This is a genomic window from Rhizobium sp. ERR 942, from assembly GCF_007828395.1.
Lineage (GTDB): Bacteria > Pseudomonadota > Alphaproteobacteria > Rhizobiales > Rhizobiaceae > Rhizobium > Rhizobium dioscoreae.
This window is the reverse complement of the sequence record NZ_VIUA01000001.1, coordinates 258,671-275,516: the sequence shown is the minus strand read 5'-3', so window position 1 is coordinate 275,516 and position 16,846 is coordinate 258,671. Positions and strand designations below refer to the sequence as shown.

The 16,846-nt window shown below is 60.1% G+C and carries 22 protein-coding genes; 14 read left to right on the top strand and 8 right to left on the bottom strand.

What is annotated here, in order from left to right; all coding sequences use genetic code 11:
- Window positions 1-213 precede the first annotated feature (213 nt).
- Both FBZ97_RS01305 and FBZ97_RS01300 read left to right on the top strand, forming a co-directional pair.
- Window positions 214-552, top strand: a complete 339-nt coding sequence (locus FBZ97_RS01305; protein ID WP_113355243.1) for a YciI family protein — start codon at window positions 214-216, stop codon at window positions 550-552.
- A 7-nt stretch (window positions 553-559) separates the two neighbouring features.
- Window positions 560-1,807, top strand: a complete 1,248-nt coding sequence (locus FBZ97_RS01300) for a DUF6596 domain-containing protein (protein WP_145316113.1) — start codon at window positions 560-562, stop codon at window positions 1,805-1,807.
- A 4-nt stretch (window positions 1,808-1,811) separates the two neighbouring features.
- On the opposite strand, the gene FBZ97_RS01295 is transcribed toward FBZ97_RS01300, so the two are convergent.
- The 5 genes from FBZ97_RS01295 to FBZ97_RS01275 all read right to left on the bottom strand — a co-directional run bounded on the left by FBZ97_RS01295 (window position 1,812) and on the right by FBZ97_RS01275 (window position 6,901).
- The gene (locus FBZ97_RS01295) at window positions 1,812-2,843 is read right to left on the bottom strand and encodes a peptidoglycan -binding protein (protein ID WP_113421520.1); all 1,032 of its coding nucleotides are present in this window, start codon (window positions 2,841-2,843) and stop codon (window positions 1,812-1,814) included.
- A 3-nt stretch (window positions 2,844-2,846) separates the two neighbouring features.
- On the bottom strand, window positions 2,847-3,890 hold the full coding sequence (locus FBZ97_RS01290; RefSeq protein ID WP_113355205.1) for a MotA/TolQ/ExbB proton channel family protein: 1,044 nt from the start codon (window positions 3,888-3,890) through the stop codon (window positions 2,847-2,849).
- A gap of 135 nt (window positions 3,891-4,025) precedes the next feature.
- The gene (locus FBZ97_RS01285) at window positions 4,026-4,826 is read right to left on the bottom strand and encodes an inositol monophosphatase family protein (protein WP_112503102.1); all 801 of its coding nucleotides are present in this window, start codon (window positions 4,824-4,826) and stop codon (window positions 4,026-4,028) included.
- Window positions 4,827-5,017: 191 nt separating this feature from the next.
- Window positions 5,018-6,238 (bottom strand): tetratricopeptide repeat protein, encoded by a 1,221-nt coding sequence (locus FBZ97_RS01280; protein WP_113330381.1) that lies wholly within the window; start codon window positions 6,236-6,238, stop codon window positions 5,018-5,020.
- A 9-nt stretch (window positions 6,239-6,247) separates the two neighbouring features.
- On the bottom strand, window positions 6,248-6,901 hold the full coding sequence (locus FBZ97_RS01275) for a thiamine phosphate synthase (protein ID WP_145316112.1): 654 nt from the start codon (window positions 6,899-6,901) through the stop codon (window positions 6,248-6,250).
- Window positions 6,902-7,124: 223 nt separating this feature from the next.
- Here FBZ97_RS01275 and FBZ97_RS01270 point away from each other — a divergent pair, with 223 nt between their 5' ends.
- Together FBZ97_RS01270 and FBZ97_RS01265 are read left to right on the top strand one after the other, a co-directional pair.
- Window positions 7,125-7,385 carry a metalloregulator ArsR/SmtB family transcription factor gene (locus tag FBZ97_RS01270; RefSeq protein WP_015341040.1) on the top strand — a complete coding sequence of 87 codons (261 nt, stop codon included), beginning with the start codon at window positions 7,125-7,127 and terminating at the stop codon, window positions 7,383-7,385.
- A 205-nt stretch (window positions 7,386-7,590) separates the two neighbouring features.
- Window positions 7,591-8,064: a hypothetical protein gene (locus tag FBZ97_RS01265; protein WP_145316111.1), complete on the top strand. Its 474-nt coding sequence runs from the start codon at window positions 7,591-7,593 to the stop codon at window positions 8,062-8,064.
- 226 nt (window positions 8,065-8,290) lie between these two features.
- On the opposite strand, the gene FBZ97_RS01260 is transcribed toward FBZ97_RS01265, so the two are convergent.
- The gene (locus tag FBZ97_RS01260; protein WP_069613224.1) at window positions 8,291-8,464 is read right to left on the bottom strand and encodes a DUF465 domain-containing protein; all 174 of its coding nucleotides are present in this window, start codon (window positions 8,462-8,464) and stop codon (window positions 8,291-8,293) included.
- Between the two features lie 230 nt (window positions 8,465-8,694).
- Between FBZ97_RS01260 and FBZ97_RS01255 the strand changes: the two genes are divergently transcribed.
- The 6 genes from FBZ97_RS01255 (at window position 8,695) to FBZ97_RS01230 (ending at window position 12,614) form a co-directional block, all read left to right on the top strand.
- On the top strand, window positions 8,695-8,898 hold the full coding sequence (locus tag FBZ97_RS01255) for a DUF465 domain-containing protein (RefSeq protein WP_015341042.1): 204 nt from the start codon (window positions 8,695-8,697) through the stop codon (window positions 8,896-8,898).
- A gap of 16 nt (window positions 8,899-8,914) precedes the next feature.
- Window positions 8,915-9,412 (top strand): 5-(carboxyamino)imidazole ribonucleotide mutase, encoded by a 498-nt coding sequence (gene purE / locus FBZ97_RS01250; protein ID WP_173002428.1) that lies wholly within the window; start codon window positions 8,915-8,917, stop codon window positions 9,410-9,412.
- A complete protein-coding gene (locus tag FBZ97_RS01245; protein WP_145316110.1) occupies window positions 9,409-10,467 on the top strand; it encodes a 5-(carboxyamino)imidazole ribonucleotide synthase in 1,059 nt (352 codons plus the stop codon). Before purE ends, FBZ97_RS01245 begins: the two co-directional genes overlap by 4 nt.
- Before the next feature lie 152 nt (window positions 10,468-10,619).
- On the top strand, window positions 10,620-10,745 hold the full coding sequence (gene ykgO / locus FBZ97_RS01240) for a type B 50S ribosomal protein L36 (RefSeq protein WP_003582204.1): 126 nt from the start codon (window positions 10,620-10,622) through the stop codon (window positions 10,743-10,745).
- A gap of 90 nt (window positions 10,746-10,835) precedes the next feature.
- On the top strand, window positions 10,836-11,465 hold the full coding sequence (locus FBZ97_RS01235; protein WP_145316109.1) for a hypothetical protein: 630 nt from the start codon (window positions 10,836-10,838) through the stop codon (window positions 11,463-11,465).
- A 99-nt stretch (window positions 11,466-11,564) separates the two neighbouring features.
- On the top strand, window positions 11,565-12,614 hold the full coding sequence (locus tag FBZ97_RS01230; protein ID WP_113330448.1) for an alpha/beta hydrolase: 1,050 nt from the start codon (window positions 11,565-11,567) through the stop codon (window positions 12,612-12,614).
- Here FBZ97_RS01230 and FBZ97_RS01225 read toward each other — a convergent pair.
- Window positions 12,593-13,534 (bottom strand): LysR substrate-binding domain-containing protein, encoded by a 942-nt coding sequence (locus FBZ97_RS01225; RefSeq protein ID WP_145316108.1) that lies wholly within the window; start codon window positions 13,532-13,534, stop codon window positions 12,593-12,595. The genes FBZ97_RS01230 and FBZ97_RS01225 overlap by 22 nt on opposite strands.
- A gap of 111 nt (window positions 13,535-13,645) precedes the next feature.
- Between FBZ97_RS01225 and FBZ97_RS01220 the strand changes: the two genes are divergently transcribed.
- From FBZ97_RS01220 to FBZ97_RS01205, 4 genes are all read left to right on the top strand, one after another.
- The gene (locus FBZ97_RS01220) at window positions 13,646-14,038 is read left to right on the top strand and encodes a tautomerase family protein (protein ID WP_113355216.1); all 393 of its coding nucleotides are present in this window, start codon (window positions 13,646-13,648) and stop codon (window positions 14,036-14,038) included.
- 5 nt (window positions 14,039-14,043) lie between these two features.
- Window positions 14,044-14,439, top strand: coding sequence for a cupin domain-containing protein (locus FBZ97_RS01215; RefSeq protein ID WP_113355218.1), 396 nt, complete (start codon window positions 14,044-14,046; stop codon window positions 14,437-14,439).
- 3 nt (window positions 14,440-14,442) lie between these two features.
- Window positions 14,443-15,015, top strand: a complete 573-nt coding sequence (locus tag FBZ97_RS01210; protein ID WP_145316107.1) for a DUF4865 family protein — start codon at window positions 14,443-14,445, stop codon at window positions 15,013-15,015.
- An 88-nt stretch (window positions 15,016-15,103) separates the two neighbouring features.
- A complete protein-coding gene (locus FBZ97_RS01205; protein ID WP_145316106.1) occupies window positions 15,104-16,075 on the top strand; it encodes a threonine/serine dehydratase in 972 nt (323 codons plus the stop codon).
- A gap of 4 nt (window positions 16,076-16,079) precedes the next feature.
- Here the strand turns inward: FBZ97_RS01205 and FBZ97_RS01200 are convergent, their stop codons facing one another.
- Entirely contained in the window at window positions 16,080-16,715 is a 636-nt protein-coding gene (locus FBZ97_RS01200; protein WP_145316105.1) for a LysE family translocator, read from the bottom strand.
- Window positions 16,716-16,846: the final 131 nt, after the last annotated feature.

Here is a 16,846-nt window from a genome sequence, read left to right as displayed (position 1 = left end):
GGCTGGCTGCCCTTCGGGCATGCCGGCCGTTTGATTTTTCGGCCACAAATTTCAAAAAATCTTTCCGCGAGTGTCGAATTCACGCGGGCTCACGGCTCATTGTATCGAAGCGGCAGGAAGCCGTTTTGCCAGCGGTGTTGTATATTCCGGCATTCAGCTTTCCGGCGTACACCGCCCGGCCATCGTCAAAACTGCAAATGGGAGACTTTTCTCATGCAATATGCTTTGATTATTCGTGAATCAGCCGAGGATTTTGGGCGTCGTGCCGATCCGACCTATAAGAACGGCTGGGTCGCCTATACGCAGGCCCTTATTCAGGCCGGCATCATGACGGGGGGCGCGGGATTGACGGCGCCGGAAACGGCAACGGTCGTCCGTCGCCAGGGCGAGGACCACGAGGTAAAGGATGGCCCCTTCCCTGACGGTAAGGAGCAGCTTGGCGGCTTCTATTTGATCGATGTGCCGGATCTCGATGCCGCGCTGGAATGGGCGCTACGCGTACCGATCTCCCAGCAAGGTTCGGTTGAGATACGGCCGCGACTGCAGATGTAGCCATCACATGACGTTGGATGCCGGACGCGCCGCCGAGCAAACGGCGCGTCAATCCTACGGCAAGCTGATTGCCTTTCTCGCCACACGCTTCCGCGACGTGCCGGCGGCCGAGGATGCTTTGTCCGATGCGATCGCTGCAGCGCTGAGTACTTGGCCGGAACGTGGCATTCCCGACAATCCGGAAGCCTGGCTGCTGGTTGTAGCCAAGCGTAACCTCCTTCGCCGGGTCAGGCACGAAAGCGTCAGGGCCGGAGCGCGTGACAGGATCATGATGGCCTTCGAAGAAGCGGAGGAACGCATGAATGCCGACAATTCCGCCTTTCCGGATGAGCGTCTGAAACTCCTCTTCGTCTGCGCCCATCCGGCTTTGGATCGCTCGGCTCACACCCCGCTGATGCTGCAATCCGTGCTGGCCGTCGACGCCGCGACCATCGCCAAGGCCTTCCTCGTTTCGCCGCAAGCCATGAGCCAGCGGCTGGTACGGGCAAAAATCAAGATTCGCGACGCACATATTCCTTTTATCGTTCCGGAACGGTCCGTGTTGCCGGACCGATTGGAAAGCGTGCTCTCGGCGATATATGCCGCCTATGGCCTCGGCTGGGACGGGGTCGACGGAGAGATCGGCAAGCAAGGATCCCTAGCGGATGAGGCGATCTGGCTTGGCCGCACTCTGCTTGCGACCTTGCCCGAGGAACCGGAGGCTGCGGGCTTGTTGTCGTTGATGCTCTACAGCCAATCCCGTCGCGCGGCACGGCGCGACGCGAATGGACGATATGTCCCTCTCGACAAGCAGGACATGGCCCTTTGGGATGCCGAAATGATCGTGGAAGCCGACAATCTGTTGCGAAGGGCCGGTGCATTCGGGCGTTTCGGTCCATTCCAATGTCAGGCTGCGATCCAGTCCGTGCATGCCGATCGGCGACGCTCGGGCATGACCGACTGGGCCGCTCTTGCCAGACTCTATGAAGCGCTTGTGATCATGAAGCCGACGACCGGCGCGTGCGTCAGCCACGCCGCTGTGACGGGCAGAGTGGAAGGCCCTGCTGCGGGCTTGGCTCTTCTTGACCGAATGGCCGGGCGCGACATCGTCAACTATCAGCCTTACTGGGCCGTACGCGCTCATCTGCTGACCGAGACTGGCGATATGGAAAACGCCTCCCACGCATATCGCACCGCAATCGGCCTCAGTGACAGCGAAGCCGTGCGGCAATTCCTGCAGGCACGCCTCGATAGTGTCGCATCGCCGGAGCGATGACCGATTATTTCTCCGTCAGCTTCAGCTCGATGCGGCGGTTGGTGGCACGGGCATCCGGCGTATCGCCAGGGGCGATCGGCTGGAACTCGCCGAAGCCCGCCGCGACCAGCCTGTCGGCGGGAACGCCCTGCGAGATCAGGAACTTGACGACAGCGATGGCGCGCGCGGATGACAAAGCCCAGTTGTCCGGATAACGCCCATTGCCTGAAAGCGGCACATTGTCGGTGTGGCCATCGACGCGCAGTACCCAATTGATCTCGGGCGGAATTTCCTTGGAAAGATCGATGAGAGCCGCTGCAAGTTTGGTCATCTCCGTTTGGCCGGCCGGATTGAGATCGGCAGAACCCGATGGGAACAGCACTTCGGATTGGAACACAAAGCGGTCGCCGACGATGCGAATATTATCCCGGTCGGAAAGGATTTCACGCAGGCGCCCAAAGAAGTCGGAACGATAGCGGTTCAGCTCCTGCACACGTTGCGCCAGTGCCACATTCAGCCGCCGGCCGAGATCGGCAATCTTCACCTGCGATGACTGATCCTTGGCTTCCGATGCCTGAAGGGCAGCTTCGATAGCGGCGATCTGGCTGCGCAGGGCGGCAATCTGTTGGTTGAGCAGATCGACCTGGCTCATTGCCCGCGCGCTCACCTGCTTCTGCTCGTCAAGCTCCTGCGAAAGCGATCCGGCCCGCTTTTCCGCGGCCTGGCTGCTGCCCGAGCCTGCTGCAAGCAGGGCCTGCAGCCGCGAGCGCTCTGTCTCCGCAGAGGACAGCGACGCCTGCAGATTGGCGACGGCATCCTCCAGATCCTGCTTGCTGCCCTTCTCCAGCGCCAGCTGCTGTACCAGATCGTTGATGCGGCTGTTGAGACGATTGAGCACCTCGTCGCGCCCCGAAATCTCACGGCTGAGGATGAACTGGCCAACGACGAATACCGTCAGCAGGAACATGATCGCCATCAGCAGCGTGGACAACGCGTCGACGAAGCCTGGCCAGTAGTCGACGCTTCTCTGATGGCGTCGGTTGCGGGCGAGCGCCATGGCCTACTTGCTCCCGGTCTTCTCGGTATGGCTGATCCGGTCTGCGAGGCGATCGAGCGTGCGGCGCATCGATTTCGCCTCTTCCTGCTGCGCCTCGATCCAATCGCGCAGCATCTGCTGCTCGTTGCGCATGTTCTTGACCAGGCCCTGAATGCCTTCGGCAAGGTTTGCCATGGCGGTCACCGAACGCTGGCCGCCGCCCTCCTCCGCGATCTTGCGCAGATAGTCCGACAGCGCCCGCACATCTTCCGAGGAAGCACCGGCCGCGCTTTCGATGACAGGCGTGAGGTCGGAACCGACATCGGTGACGGAGGAAAGCCAGTTTTCGAGCTCGGTATAGAAACGGTTCTGCGCGCGGCCCGCCTGCAGGTCGAGGAAGCCGAGGATCAGCGAGCCGGAAAGACCGAGCAGGGACGACGAGAAGGCCGTACCCATGCCCACCAGCGGGCCGGAAAGCCCGGTCTTCAGGGCGCTCAGAATATCGCCGGTGTCGCCGGTGCCGGCATCGAGGCCCTGGATGACGTCGTTGATCGAGCCGATCGTGCCGATCAGACCCCAGAAAGTACCGAGAAGGCCGAGAAAGACGAGCAGACCGATGAGATAGCGCGAGGTATCGCGCGATTCGTCGAGACGTGTGGCGATCGAATCAAGGATCGAGCGCAGCGTCGCGGTGGAGAGCTGCATCGCCCGGCGGTTGCCAAGCAGCGCCCGCATCGGCGCCAGCAGCCGCGGATTGCGGCCGACCTTGTCCGCATTGCCGACGGCACGGAAATGATTGAACCAGCGAACCTCCGGCCTCAGCATTAGCACATGGTTGAAGACAAGGAGGATGCCGACGACCAGAACGCCGACGATCAGGCCATTGAGGCCGGGATTATGCAGGAAGGCGACCTGCGCCTGGCGGAAAAGGATCGCCACGATGAAGCCGACGATGACCAGGAAAAGAACCATCGTCCAGAAGAAAGCCATCGGGCTGGAAAGCTTGTAGGCGTAATTTCCCGATACGTTGTCGGTCGATCCGAGATCCGACAGATTCACATTTTCCATCACACGCTCCGACACCGCATCTTCCGCAGGCGGAGACTAGAGCAACATTGTGCCGAATTGAAGAGACGGAAAGCACAAAACAGTCCGTTGGCAACAGACTGTTTTGTCATTCGAAAAAGCGAACGGAGGAATGGCTTACTTCGTCGGGATCGGTCGCTTAACCACTTCGGCGAGTGCTTTCTGGATATGCTCGTTGCCGCAGATGATCGAATTGGTGCCGAGCATGTCCGTGCCGCCATGGAAATCCGAGACGAAACCGCCGGCTTCGCGGATCAGCAGAATGCCGGCTGCAATATCCCAGGGAGACAGGCCGGTTTCCCAGAAGCCGTCGAAGCGGCCGGCAGCGACATAGGCAAGATCGAGCGATGCGGAACCGAGACGGCGCACGCCCGCGACTTCGCCCATCACATGGCGCAGCTCGACTAGGAACTTGCCGTGATTGCCGCGGCCGAGATGCGGAACGCCGCAGCCGATGACGCTGTCCGACAGCACACGGCGCGAGGCGACGCGCAGGCGACGATCGTTGAGGAATGCGCCGCCGCCGCGTTCGGTCGTATAGAGTTCGTCGGTCGCCGGATTGAAGATGACGCCGGCGACGATCTCGTCGTTGCGCTCGAGCGCGATCGAGACGGCAAACATCGGAATGCCGTGCAGGAAATTGGTGGTACCGTCGAGTGGATCGACGATCCAGCGATGAGCGCCGTCGGTGCCCTTGACCTCTTCACCTTCCTCGCCGAGGAAACCGTAGGTCGGGCGTGCCTTCAACAGCTCGTCGCGGATGATCTTCTGCGCCTTCAGATCCGCCTGGCTGACGAAATCGCCCGGTCCCTTCACCGAAACCTGCAGGTTCTGCACTTCGCCGAAATCGCGGCTGAGCGACTTGCCTGCCTTGAGGGCAGCCTGAACCATGACATTGAGAAGAGCAGAACGGGCCATCGGGTTTCCTTGGGTAATGCAGAAAGCGCTGATCGGGCCTGAAAGCAGGCCCCGACGGAGCGGGAGCGTCAGCGGAAATAAAGATTGGCGGCCTCAAGACCATAAAATCGGGGGAATTTCAAGTGGCGAGACCATGGCAGACGCAAACTGATCTCAGATCAGCCCCACCAGGGCTCAATCCGACACCTTTATTATCGCGCGCGCCGATACTTGTTGGCTGCGTCGATGGCTGCCTTCTGCTGATAGTCCTCGATTCCTTGATAGAAATCCTCGAGCTCGGGGTCTTTCAGGCCGGCACGGCGGGAAATGACATACCAGGTAGCGGCCGCCACCGGATCCTGCTTCGTGCCGATGGCGTTGATATAAAGATGCGCCAGCTTGTTCTGCGCAACGACGTTGCCGCGATAGGCTGCAACCCTCATCCAGTTGAAGCCGTTTTCGAGATCCTGTGCGCCGCCGGTGCCGTTGATCAGCCAGATGCCCATGTCGAGCTGTGCGGTATCGAAGCCGGCATTGGCGGCACGCGACAGCCATTCCCGCGCACGCGCTTTCTTTTCCGGCGGCAGGTCGGGAAGGTTGAGATAGAGCTGCGACACGGCATATTGCGCGTCGGCGATGCCCTGCTCGGCAGATTTCTCATAATAGGGAAGCGCCATCTGCAGGCCCTTGGGGCCAGGATTTTCGGCCGTCAGCATCTGGGCTACGTTGAATTCCGCCGAAGGCTGACCCGCATCGGCCGCCTTCTTCATCCAGTCGTCGGCCTTCTTCTGATCGCGGGGCACATCGCGCCCTTCCATCAGGATCAGCGCGTATTTGAACATCGCCGTGGGATCGCCGCCCTCGGCCGCCTTGCCGTACCAGAAGGCGGCGTCCTTCGTGTCGCGTTTAACGCCCAGGCCCTGTGCCATCAGCTCCGCGATCAAGGTCTGTGCGGCCGGATCGCCAAGCTGCGCCCGCGGCAATGCTTTTTGGAAGGCGGTCAGGTAATAGCCGCGCTGGAAGGCGCCATAAGCATCGTCCACCTTGCCGGTGAAGGGCTTTTCCGGCGGCAGGTCGGGCAAGTTTGCCCCCATGCGCTCGAAAACCCCGACACCCTGGGATGGCTTGATGTCGCTGTCAGCTTTCGGCTCCGCGCCCGGCTGAATCTTTTCGGTCTTGAAGGTGCCGGCATCGGCGCCCAAAGGCCGCGTCATGACATTGTCGTTATGCTGCGGTGCAGCCGGCACAGTTGTGTCGTCGTCGGTTTGTGCGTTGTCATCGGGACGCGCGCCCTTCTCCGCCGGCTGCGAAACACCGGGCAGCGACGTATCACTGTTGCCTGATTGCGCTGCGGCCAGCAACGGAAATGCCGCGAGCCCGGCTGCAAGCACGGCAAGGAAGGATCGATGGCGGAATCGAGGCGCTGACGACATGAATCGCTATCAATCCTCAAACCGTGGCGCTTTTTCGTCCAGAAGCGCATTCACTTCCGCGACGATGGAGGGGGCTGCCGCAGGGTCGGCAAAAACCGCCTGATGCAGCGCGACGAACTCGGCACCCGTCAGGGCTACGTCCAGCGCCGACTTCGGATCGGTGCCACCCATGACGATGCAGGGAATTTCGATCATCGAGGCCCACCATTCGCCGAGTGCCAGGTTCTTCGGATGCGCCTCCGGCTTGATGTCGCCGTCAAGCTTGCCGAAGAAGATATAGTCCGGCCTGAGCTCGCCGACCTCCAGCGCGCTATGCCTGTCGGCCGCGCTGCCACCGCCAACGATCAGCTTCGGCACGAATTTTTCGACGGCTTCCGTAAGCTCGGCAATGTTGCCAGCGATGTGCAGCCCGTCGGCCTTGGCACGGCCCGCGACGCGGCTGTCCCCGGCGATGAGCGCTGCCGCACCGGCGGCCTGGATGACCGGCACCAGCTTTTCCGCATGTTTCTGGAAGGTGCTGTCATCGAGACCATATTGAGGAATGATCACCGAGGCGACGTCTCCGCCCCTCAAGGCATCGGCCACCGCCTTCGCCCGCTGCTCGATATCGGCAATATCGGGAACGATGAGAACAAGGCGGCAACGATCTTCGGGCACGGTCATGCGAGCTTCCATGGTTTCGGCTTCCATCGTCAGCGACGGCGCACCGGTTCGATAATCGTGAGTAAATCCGTTAGCTCTCTCTGACAAGGGGCAGCGGCCGAAACCGGCAATTCGCAGCAGAGGACACTTACGACGCGAACCTTCGCAAGCGACCATTCTCACAATATATCATGCAGCGCACAATTAACTTGCCGCCCTTTGGTGTTTGACGTAGCTTTCGCCCATGTCGACCATGGACCCTTTCGCAGCCATCGCGGATCCGAACCGGCGTCATCTGCTGGAGGAATTGCGCCGCGCACCCAAGACGGTCAACGAACTGGCGCAGGGCCTGCCGATCAGCCGCCCGGCCGTCTCACAGCATCTCAAGGCGCTGCTCGACAGCAACCTCGTTTCCGTCACCAACGAAGGCACGAAACGCATCTATGCGGTCAACAGCCGCGGCTTCGACAAGCTGAATTTGTGGCTGGATCAGTTCTGGTCCTGAAGAGAGACCTTTGCTTAGCCGCTTCTGGAAAATTAAGGGAACCAATAGCGTCATCATGCACCAATGGCGGACATTGCGGCAAAGCCTCCTGTGATTTTTAAAAAACACTTCAACAATTTCACGCGAAAGTAAAGATTCACGCGTAATACGCGAATATCTCTGCGGGACTCGCCGTGGGGCAGCATGATGAAACTCGGAGTCATAAATGGGATCGCCGCGTTTTTCGCAGACCGCCACCCACCCGCCCGCGGTGAGGCGATCTGAGCTTAAGAACTCCCAAAAGCCCCCAATCCAGCTCAAGTGGATTGCGGTAACAGTATTTACGCTGCTTCTGCAAGCAGCATACATATATTACGCCTATACTGACGGTGTTACTCTGGAATTCCTCGACATATATCCATGGTTGATTTCGTTTCCGGAGTGTATCGTTGTATTATTGTTTTCATTAAGACTGCCATTTGGCTCAAGACACTTTTGGAAGTTATTTGTGGCTGCCTACTCCATTTATGTAGCCGTGATTTTCTGGGAAATTCTGACGGCATACATTCAGCTTTATTCCCTGGGGCCAATAGCGTACACGCTCGCGGGGGTAATTATTTGCACCATCAAAGGCTTCAATATTTACGCAGTTGCGAGCTATTGGCAGGACAAGGAAATATGGCGCTGGCAGTCTACATAGGTGTTGCAATGGCACCACCCAAAATCTACTCCAGTTAAAATAATCGTTGGCAGCGTTGCTGCGTAAAACAGGAAAATTGCGCCAACCCCTACCTCCGACGCTATGAAGTTGGCGCATCCGTTAAACGGAAATGCTCATCGATCCTGACTGGGAATTTGCCTTAAGACCTTTCGATCCGCCTCTCTTGCCCTCAAGATCGATGGCTTTTAAACTTTGGAACGTTGCCTCAGTGGACTGAGGAACGCAGACGTTGGATTTCGTCCTTGACGCGCAGTTTCCTGCGTTTGATGTCCGCTATTTCCGTATCATTGCTAGAGGGAGATGACATTGCCGCATGGAGCGCCTCCTCAAGCGCGACATGTTTCTTTTCGAGCGATTCAAGATGAGCTTGAACAGTCATATGACCCTTCCTTCCTCTTAAGAGCCCTGACCATCCATTCGCCAAGGCTCTAGGTGTCAACCCTCCCACTGTGCCATAAGATCGAGCCTTTGTCGAAGGCGAAAACGTGGCCTATAGGCGGCAAATTCGTGATGAAGGATAACTTCCCGTTATCGTCATTTGGTGATAGGAGCTTGCGGAATTCAGGAGGCGGAACGAATGCGATTCCGCGATATGCTGGGGAAATGAACATGGCCGATCAGGAACAGGCGGAAATCAGGCTGATCGTGGCGCGTTTGCGCCAGGAACACGAGGATTATGATGCCGCAATCAATGCCATGATTGAAACGGGCTGCGACGCCCTTCGTATCCAGCGCATGAAAAAGAAGAAGCTCGTCATCAAGGACAAGCTGACCAAGCTGGAAGATCAGATCATACCCGATATCATCGCCTGAGGAGCACAACGCAACGATGCTGACCGAAAGACCGCCTGTCGCCATCATCATGGGAAGCCAGTCCGACTGGGAAACCATGAAGAATGCCGCGGACACCTTGGAAGCGCTTGAAATCACCTATGATGCGCGCATCATTTCCGCTCATCGTACGCCGGACAGGCTGGTGAACTTCGCCAAGGGCGCAAAGGACGAGGGCTTCAAGGTCATCATCGCCGGCGCCGGCGGCGCAGCACACCTGCCGGGCATGGCGGCTTCCATGACGCCGCTGCCGGTCTTCGGCGTGCCGGTGCAATCCCGCGCGCTCTCCGGGCAGGACAGTCTTCTCTCGATCGTGCAGATGCCGGCCGGCATTCCCGTCGGCACGCTTGCGATCGGGAAGGCCGGCGCGGTCAATGCCGCCCTTCTTGCCGCCGCCGTGCTGGCGCTTGGCGATGAAGAGATCGCCGACCGGCTCGACGAATGGCGGGCACGCCAGAGCGCGGCGGTCGCCGAATATCCGATGGACGACCTATGAACGCGAAGACGATCGGCATCATCGGCGGTGGCCAGCTCGGCCGCATGCTGGCCATGGCGGCCGCACGCCTGAATTTTCGCACCATCATCCTCGAGCCGCAGGCGGATTGCCCGGCCGCCCATGTCGCCAACGCGCAGATAGCGGCCGCCTATGACGATGCGGCAGCGCTTGCCGAGCTGGCGAAGCGCTGCGATGTCGTGACCTATGAATTCGAGAATGTGCCCGTGACCGCCGCTGAGGATCTTGCCTTGCAGGTAACGGTCTATCCGCCGCCCAAGGCGCTTGAAATGGCGCAGGACCGGCTGACCGAAAAGAGCTTCATCAATGGTTGCGGCATTCCGACGGCCCGTTTTCATGCCGTCGATAGCCAGGACGATCTCGAAAAGGCACTCGCCGATTTCGGCGGTCAGGGCGTGCTAAAGACGCGCCGTCTCGGCTATGACGGCAAAGGCCAGCGCGTTTATCGCTCCGCCGCCGACAGCGCCGAAGGCGGTTATGCAGCCTTGGGCAGCGTGCCGCTGATTCTGGAAAGCTTCGTATCCTTCGAGCGCGAAATCTCGATCATCGCTGCTCGCGGAAGCGACGGGAAAGTCGCCTGCTACGATCCGGCGGAGAACGTTCATCGCAACGGCATTCTCCACACCTCGACGCTGCCGGCGAGCATTTCGCAGGAGACGGCCGCGGCTGCGCGCGACGCTGCCGAGAAGATATTGACGGCGCTTGGTTATGTCGGCGTCATCGGTATCGAGTTCTTCGTACTTGCCGATGGCAGCCTGATCGCCAATGAAATGGCGCCGCGCGTCCATAATTCCGGCCATTGGACGGAAGCCGCCTGCGTCATCTCGCAATTCGAGCAGCACATCCGCGCCGTCGCCGGCCTGCCGCTCGGAAATCCTCAGCGCCATTCGGATTGTGTCATGACAAATCTGATCGGCGACGACATCCTGGCATTGCCGCAATGGCTGCGCCTTGACGACACGCTCGTGCATCTCTACGGCAAGACCGAAGCCCGGCCGGGCCGCAAGATGGGCCATGTCACACAGCTTCTCCGCTAAGAGCAGCGGGAAAAAGCCCTGACATGGTTGACAGGCCCGGTATGACAGGGTATTTGCTCCCCACCCTAAAGAGCGCGCCCCGAGCGCGCTTTTGATTGTTAAAAGACCCGGGCGAATGTGACATTCCCCCTCAGAGATCGCGGATCAGAAAAATGAAGATCAAGAATTCGCTCAAGTCGCTCAAGGCGCGCCACCGTGACAACCGTCTCGTCCGCCGCAAGGGCCGCATCTACATCATCAACAAGCTGAACCCGCGCTACAAGGCTCGTCAGGGCTGATACAGCGCGCGGCTCCGATCCATGGATCGGGCCTCAGTTTTAGTTGATCGCATCAAATTTGTTTTTGATCTTCGACATTGGCGGGCTACTATGCCCGCCATGCGCGTTTTTGCTTTGTCATATCTAGCCCTGCCGATTCTGTTTGCTCTGACTGCCTCTGCACCCCATGCGGCGCCGGCTGATGAACCAAACCCTGTGGAAAAGCAGAACCAGGGCAATTCCTCCGGCACCCTGTCGCCCAAGCAGCAGCTCGACAATCTGTTCACAGCGCTCAGGCGGCAGCGCGATCCCGACCAGGCAAGCTTGATTGCAGATCAGATCAGTGCCGAGCTCAGCGATTCCGGCAGCGCCACCATCAATCTCCTGATGCAATGGGCCGACAAGGCGATTCAGGAAAAGCGTAATGCCGCCGCGATGGATTATCTCGATCAGGTGATCTCGCTGAAGCCCGACTATGTCGAAGGCTGGAACCGACGCGCCACGCTCAATTTTGCGATCGGCGACTATCGCAAGTCGATGGAAGACATAAATCAGGTCCTGCGCATCGAGCCGCGCCATTTCGGCGCGCTGGCCGGCATGGCGGCGATGCTGACCGAGCGCGGCAACGACGCACAGGCCCTGAAGATCTGGGACCGCTTTCTGGAGGTCTACCCGGCGAATCGATCGGCCCAGGAAGAAGCAGGCAAGCTCTCGGAAAAACTTGCCGGCAGCCGCACCTGATTGCATGCGGCGGTCTCCCGGCGGAAATCGCATTTGGAGGGATGAAAAGCCGCAATATCGCGCTAGATTAGCGTCTTAAGATATTTGATCCGTGCCGCAATGATCGATTCTTTGTTCGCCGTCATCGTTATCCTTATCGTTTTCGCCGCAGGCTTTTCCGCCTACAAAACCCGTGCCATCGAGCAGGCCTATCCCAATATTGGCGAGCTTACCGATATCGGCGGCTATCGCCTCAATGCCGTACATTTGCCACGCCCGGCAACAGCTGATCTGCCGGCCTTGGTCTTTATCCATGGGGCGAGCGGCAATCTGCGCGACCAGTTCGAAGCCTTTGCCGCACCTTTGGCCGGCCGCGCTGAAATGCTGTTCGTCGACCGCCCCGGTCACGGCTATTCCGAACGCGGGCCTGCCGAAAACGCCCTTCCCTCCGGTCAGGCCGATGCCATTGCAAAGCTCATGGAGAAGCGCGGCATCAGAAGCGCCATCATCATCGGCCACTCCTTCGGCGGTGCGATCGCGGCCGCTTTCGGCATGCGACATCCGGAGAAGACCGAGGGGCTGCTCTTCCTCTCCCCGGCGACGCACCCCTGGTCGGGCGGCGTCGACTGGTATTATACGCTTGCCGCCACCCCCGTCTTTGGCTGGCTCTTCACTCAGCTTTTCGTCATCCCGCTCGGCTTGCGCCGGGTCGAGACCGGCACGCTCAGCATCTTCCGCCCAAATGCGCGACCAGCGGACTACATCATGAAGACGGCACCGGAACTGGTGTTGCGGCCCCAGACCTTCCGCAACAACGCAATCGACGTGGTCAATCTCTTTGCCTATGTCTCCGCTCACGCGCCGCGCTACAGCGAGATCAAGGCGCCCACCATCATCATCACCGGCGACAGTGATGATGTCGTGCTGGAGGAATTGCATTCGCGCGGGCTCGCCCGCGATATCGCAGGCGCCGAACTCATCACCATCCGCAATCTCGGCCACAAGCCGGATTATGTAACGACGGATGTCGCGATCGCCGCCATGGAAAGGCTGGCGGGCCAGCCGCGCGATCTGCAAGTGCTTGCCGCACAGGCTGAAATCCGCATCGCCAGCCTGACGGAGGAATCTTCGGAATCCGCTGCCGTATCTCAGGCCATGACGACATCGTGACTAGGCGCATCCTCGAATATGCGGCTCTGCGGCACGGTCTCGATGGTCTGCCGCACTGCCTGCAACATGATGGATGCCAGCCGCTCCGTCGCCGGGCTTCCCTCCGCCTCGGCACGATGCAGGACGAGATCGAGCGTCGGCAACGCCGGCAGGCCCGCCTCGCCAGGCGTCAATTGCCGCACCTTTGGCGGCAAGCCGAGCGGCGTGCGCAGTGTCAGGCCGAGACCCGCCGCCGTCGCAGCCCAAAGGCCGCCGAGGCTGGGGCTGACGAAGGATATCCGCCAGCCGATACCGGCGCGATCGAGCGTCTTCGTGGCGATGTTGCGCAGCAGGCATGGCGCCTCAAGCGAAGCCAACGGCATGACCTCACCGCTGTCGGCATGCCAATGCACAGCGCCATTTGCCGGACCGACCCAGCACAGTGGCACTTCGGCAATACGGTCTGTGTAGGCCGTGCGAAAGCCGTCGCTCCAGGCAAGCGCCAGGTCGAGCTTGCCTGATGTCACCCGCTCCACAAGTTCCGCATTGCGCACGACACGCGCCTCGATGCGCACTTTCGGATTGGCACGGGCGAAGCGACCCAATACGTCCGGCAGCAGTGTCTCGCCGAAATCCTCCTGCAAGCCGAGCCGCACCCAGCCCTCAAGCTCCGTCCCATGCAGCGCCGTGGCCGCCTCGTCGTTGAGATCAAGCAGCCGCCGGGCATAGCCAAGCATCGTCTCGCCGGCTTCCGTCAACGCCAACCCTCTACCCGCCTTGCGGAAAATCGGCATGCCTGCCTGCTCTTCCAGCTTCTTCAGCTGGGCACTGATCGCCGAGGTCGAACGCCCCAGCCTGTCGGCCGCCTTGGCATAACTGCCGAGATCCATGCCAGTGACGAAGCTGCGCAGCACATCGAGATCGAAGATGACCTTTCGCATGAATAACCATCCATATTTTCGGGACTATTTATTCGGAATTATCTGATTTTCAGGATGATTATCCGCTGGCATTCTATGATCGTCAAGTGACACGGAAACAGGAGCAATCCCATGCCATTCACCCGCATCACCCTTCTGCGCGGCAAGTCGCCGGAATATCTCAAGGCACTTTCGGATAATTTCCACCGCGCTCTGGTCGAAGCCTTCGAGGTACCGCCGACCGACCGCTTCCAGTCCATTCATCAGCTGGAGCCGCATGAACTCGTCTTCGATCGGACCTATTTCGCCAGCAAGCCGCGCTCGGATGATTACGTCTTTTTCGATGTCACGATCGGCAAGCCGCGCAGCACGGAGGTCAAGAAAGCGTTCTATCGACGCGTCGCTGAACTCCTTGGCGATGCGCCTGGCGTCCGCCCCGAAGACATCATGATTACCATCACCACCGCGACGCGCGAAGATTGGTCCTTCTCTGACGGCCGCGCGCAGATGATCGAGCAGGTCTAAGAGCGATGCCTCAGACGACATCTTCGCAATCGCCCGCCATCCACCGCGCCGGCACGAATATGCGGCCGTCGCCCGAGGGCATCGCCACGGCCTCCTTCCTGGTGGAGTCGCTGGTGGAGAACGCCGAAAACGGCGGCCTCACAGCCATGCGCTGCGAACTCGAACCCGGCGTCATGACACGCTGGCATACGCATCCGCACGGACAGATCCTCTATGTTCTGTCCGGCGTCGGACTTGCCGAACGCTTCGGCGGCCCGGCTGAAGAGCTGCGCGCCGGCGATTGCATCAGCTTCGCCCCGAACGAGCGCCACCGGCACGGCGCGGGGCCGGAGAACGCCTTCTCCTATATCAGTATCCAGGCGGCGCAGAATGGAAGCGCCGTGACCTGGCTGGAGGAATGACCAATGATCGCCATGCAATATAACTTTCCCCTCCCAGCGGATTATGACATGGCGATCATCGATCGCCGTATCCGCGAAAAAGGTCCGCTGCTCGATAATCTTCCAGGCCTGAAATTCAAGGCCTACCTGACGGCGAGAAAGGGCGATGCCGTCACCGAAAGCCGGCAGAATTTCTACTCGCCCTTCTACGTCTGGCAGCAGGAAGAAGGTCTCAGCGACTTCGTCTGCGGCCCAGGCTTCCAAGCCTTGACGGAGAATTTCGGTCGCCCCCAGGTCAATACCTGGATCGTCTGGCACGCCGATACGTCCAGGGATATTCGCCGCACCAAATTCGCGACACGCGAGGTGGTCGCAATCGATGCCGAGACATCGCTTGCCGAACTCCGCGCGAAGGAGATTGAAGCAGCAGCGCAAGTCATCTCGAACGACGAAGCGCTCGCCTCGGTCACCGCCTTCGAGCCGACACACTGGACGTTGGTGCGCTTCCGCCTCTTGGCAGAGCCACCTAAAGATCCGGTCCGGCCAGGGGTCCAGACCTACGATGTTGGGCATCTTTCGCTGCCTGACGTCACTTGAAGTGTCACGGAGACAATCTCGTTGTTTTAAAGGAAAGACGGGCGCTTTATGGAGGGAAGTCTTTCTGAATCCGAAGAGTGATCCCTCCATGGTCGATATCGCAATGATCGAAGCCGCCCGCACTCGCCTCGGCGGCCGGGCGCGCCGCACGCCGCTCCTCTCCTCGCCCTTTCTCGATGAAATCGCCGGGCGCCGCCTGTTCGTGAAAGCCGAATGCCTGCAGCATTCCGGCTCCTTCAAGTTTCGCGGCGGCTGGTCGGCTGTTTCAGCGCTGGAGCCAAACGTGCGGGCCAGAGGCGTGATCGCCTTCTCCTCCGGCAACCATGCCCAGGGCGTGGCATTGGCGGCAAAGCTGCACGGCATTCCCTCTGTCATCATCATGCCGACCGACGCGCCGAAGCTGAAGATCGCCAATACCCGTGCCTTCGGTGCCGAGGTTGTGCTCTACGATCGCGTAAAGGAAGATCGCGATGAGATCGGCGCACGTATTTCAAGCGAGCGCGGTCTGACGCTCATCAAACCGTTCGACGAACCGCAGGTGATCGCCGGCCAGGGAACGACCGGGCTGGAAATTGCCGAACAGGCCGCCGAGGAAGGCATCGAGACGGCCAGCGTCCTTGTTCCCTGCGGCGGAGGAGGCCTGACTTCGGGGATTGCACTGGCGCTCGAATCCCGCGCTCCGGGCCTGAAGGTGCATCCATGCGAGCCGGAAAATTTTGATGACACCACGCGCTCGCTGGCCTCGGGTAAGATCGAGCGCAATGCCGCACTGCAGGGCTCGATCTGCGACGCCATCATCACACCGCAGCCCGGCAACATCACTTTTCCGATCCTCAAGCGCCTCTGCGGCCTCGGCCTCGTCGTGACGGATGAGGAAGCACAGAAGGCCATGGCGCTTGCCTTCACCCGTTTGAAGATCGTGGTGGAGCCGGGCGGCGCCGTCGCGCTTGCTGCAGCACTCTTCCACGGCAAGCACATCGACGGCGATACGGTGATCGCGGTCACGTCGGGCGGCAATGTCGACAGGGAAGTCTTCGAGACGGCGTTAAGCCGCCACTAGGCCTTTAATTCACGGCGCGCCGATAGAGCGCCAGCGATCCGGCAAGAGCCAGCAGCGCGCCGCCACAGGCGCGCTCGAGCCATTTCGCCCCTTCCGACTTCAGCACACGCACGGCCTGCGAACCGAAGACCGCATAGCCGAACATGATCATGAAATCGAGCGCGGCGAAGATCGCGCCGAGCACGATATATTGCTGCATCTGCGGCGCCGAGGGATCGATGAACTGCGGCAGGAAGGCCGAGAAGAAGAGATAACCCTTCGGATTGGTGACAGCGACCATGAAGCTCTTCAGCCCAATCGAGAAAGCGGTTCCTTTCGTCTGGCCCGCGCTCGCCTGCAAAGCGCCGTCGATGCTTCCCTTGGAGCGCAGCATCATGATGCCGAGAAAGGCAAGATAGGCCGCGCCGACCCATTTCAGAACCGAAAACCAGAATTCGGAAGCCGCCAGCAGGGCGCCAAGCCCGATGGCAACAGCGCTGATCAGTACGGCGTCAGAAAGAACGGCACCGATCATGCCCGGCAGGGCCCGCCTGACGCCGAAGCGCGAACCATTGGTCAGCGCCAGAAGCACAGTCGGCCCCGGCGTTGCAATACCGATGAAGGAAACGGCGGCGAAGGCGAGCAGCGTGGTGAGATGCATGGTGTCCCTCCTCTTGAAGAGAGGAAGGTTGCATGTGGGAAGGTGGTTAGCAAGGGGTCGCTTCGTTCGCCTGGCTTCCACCAGTTTGCCGCACCTGTGATACCCCCCTCTGTCCCTTTCGGTACATCTCC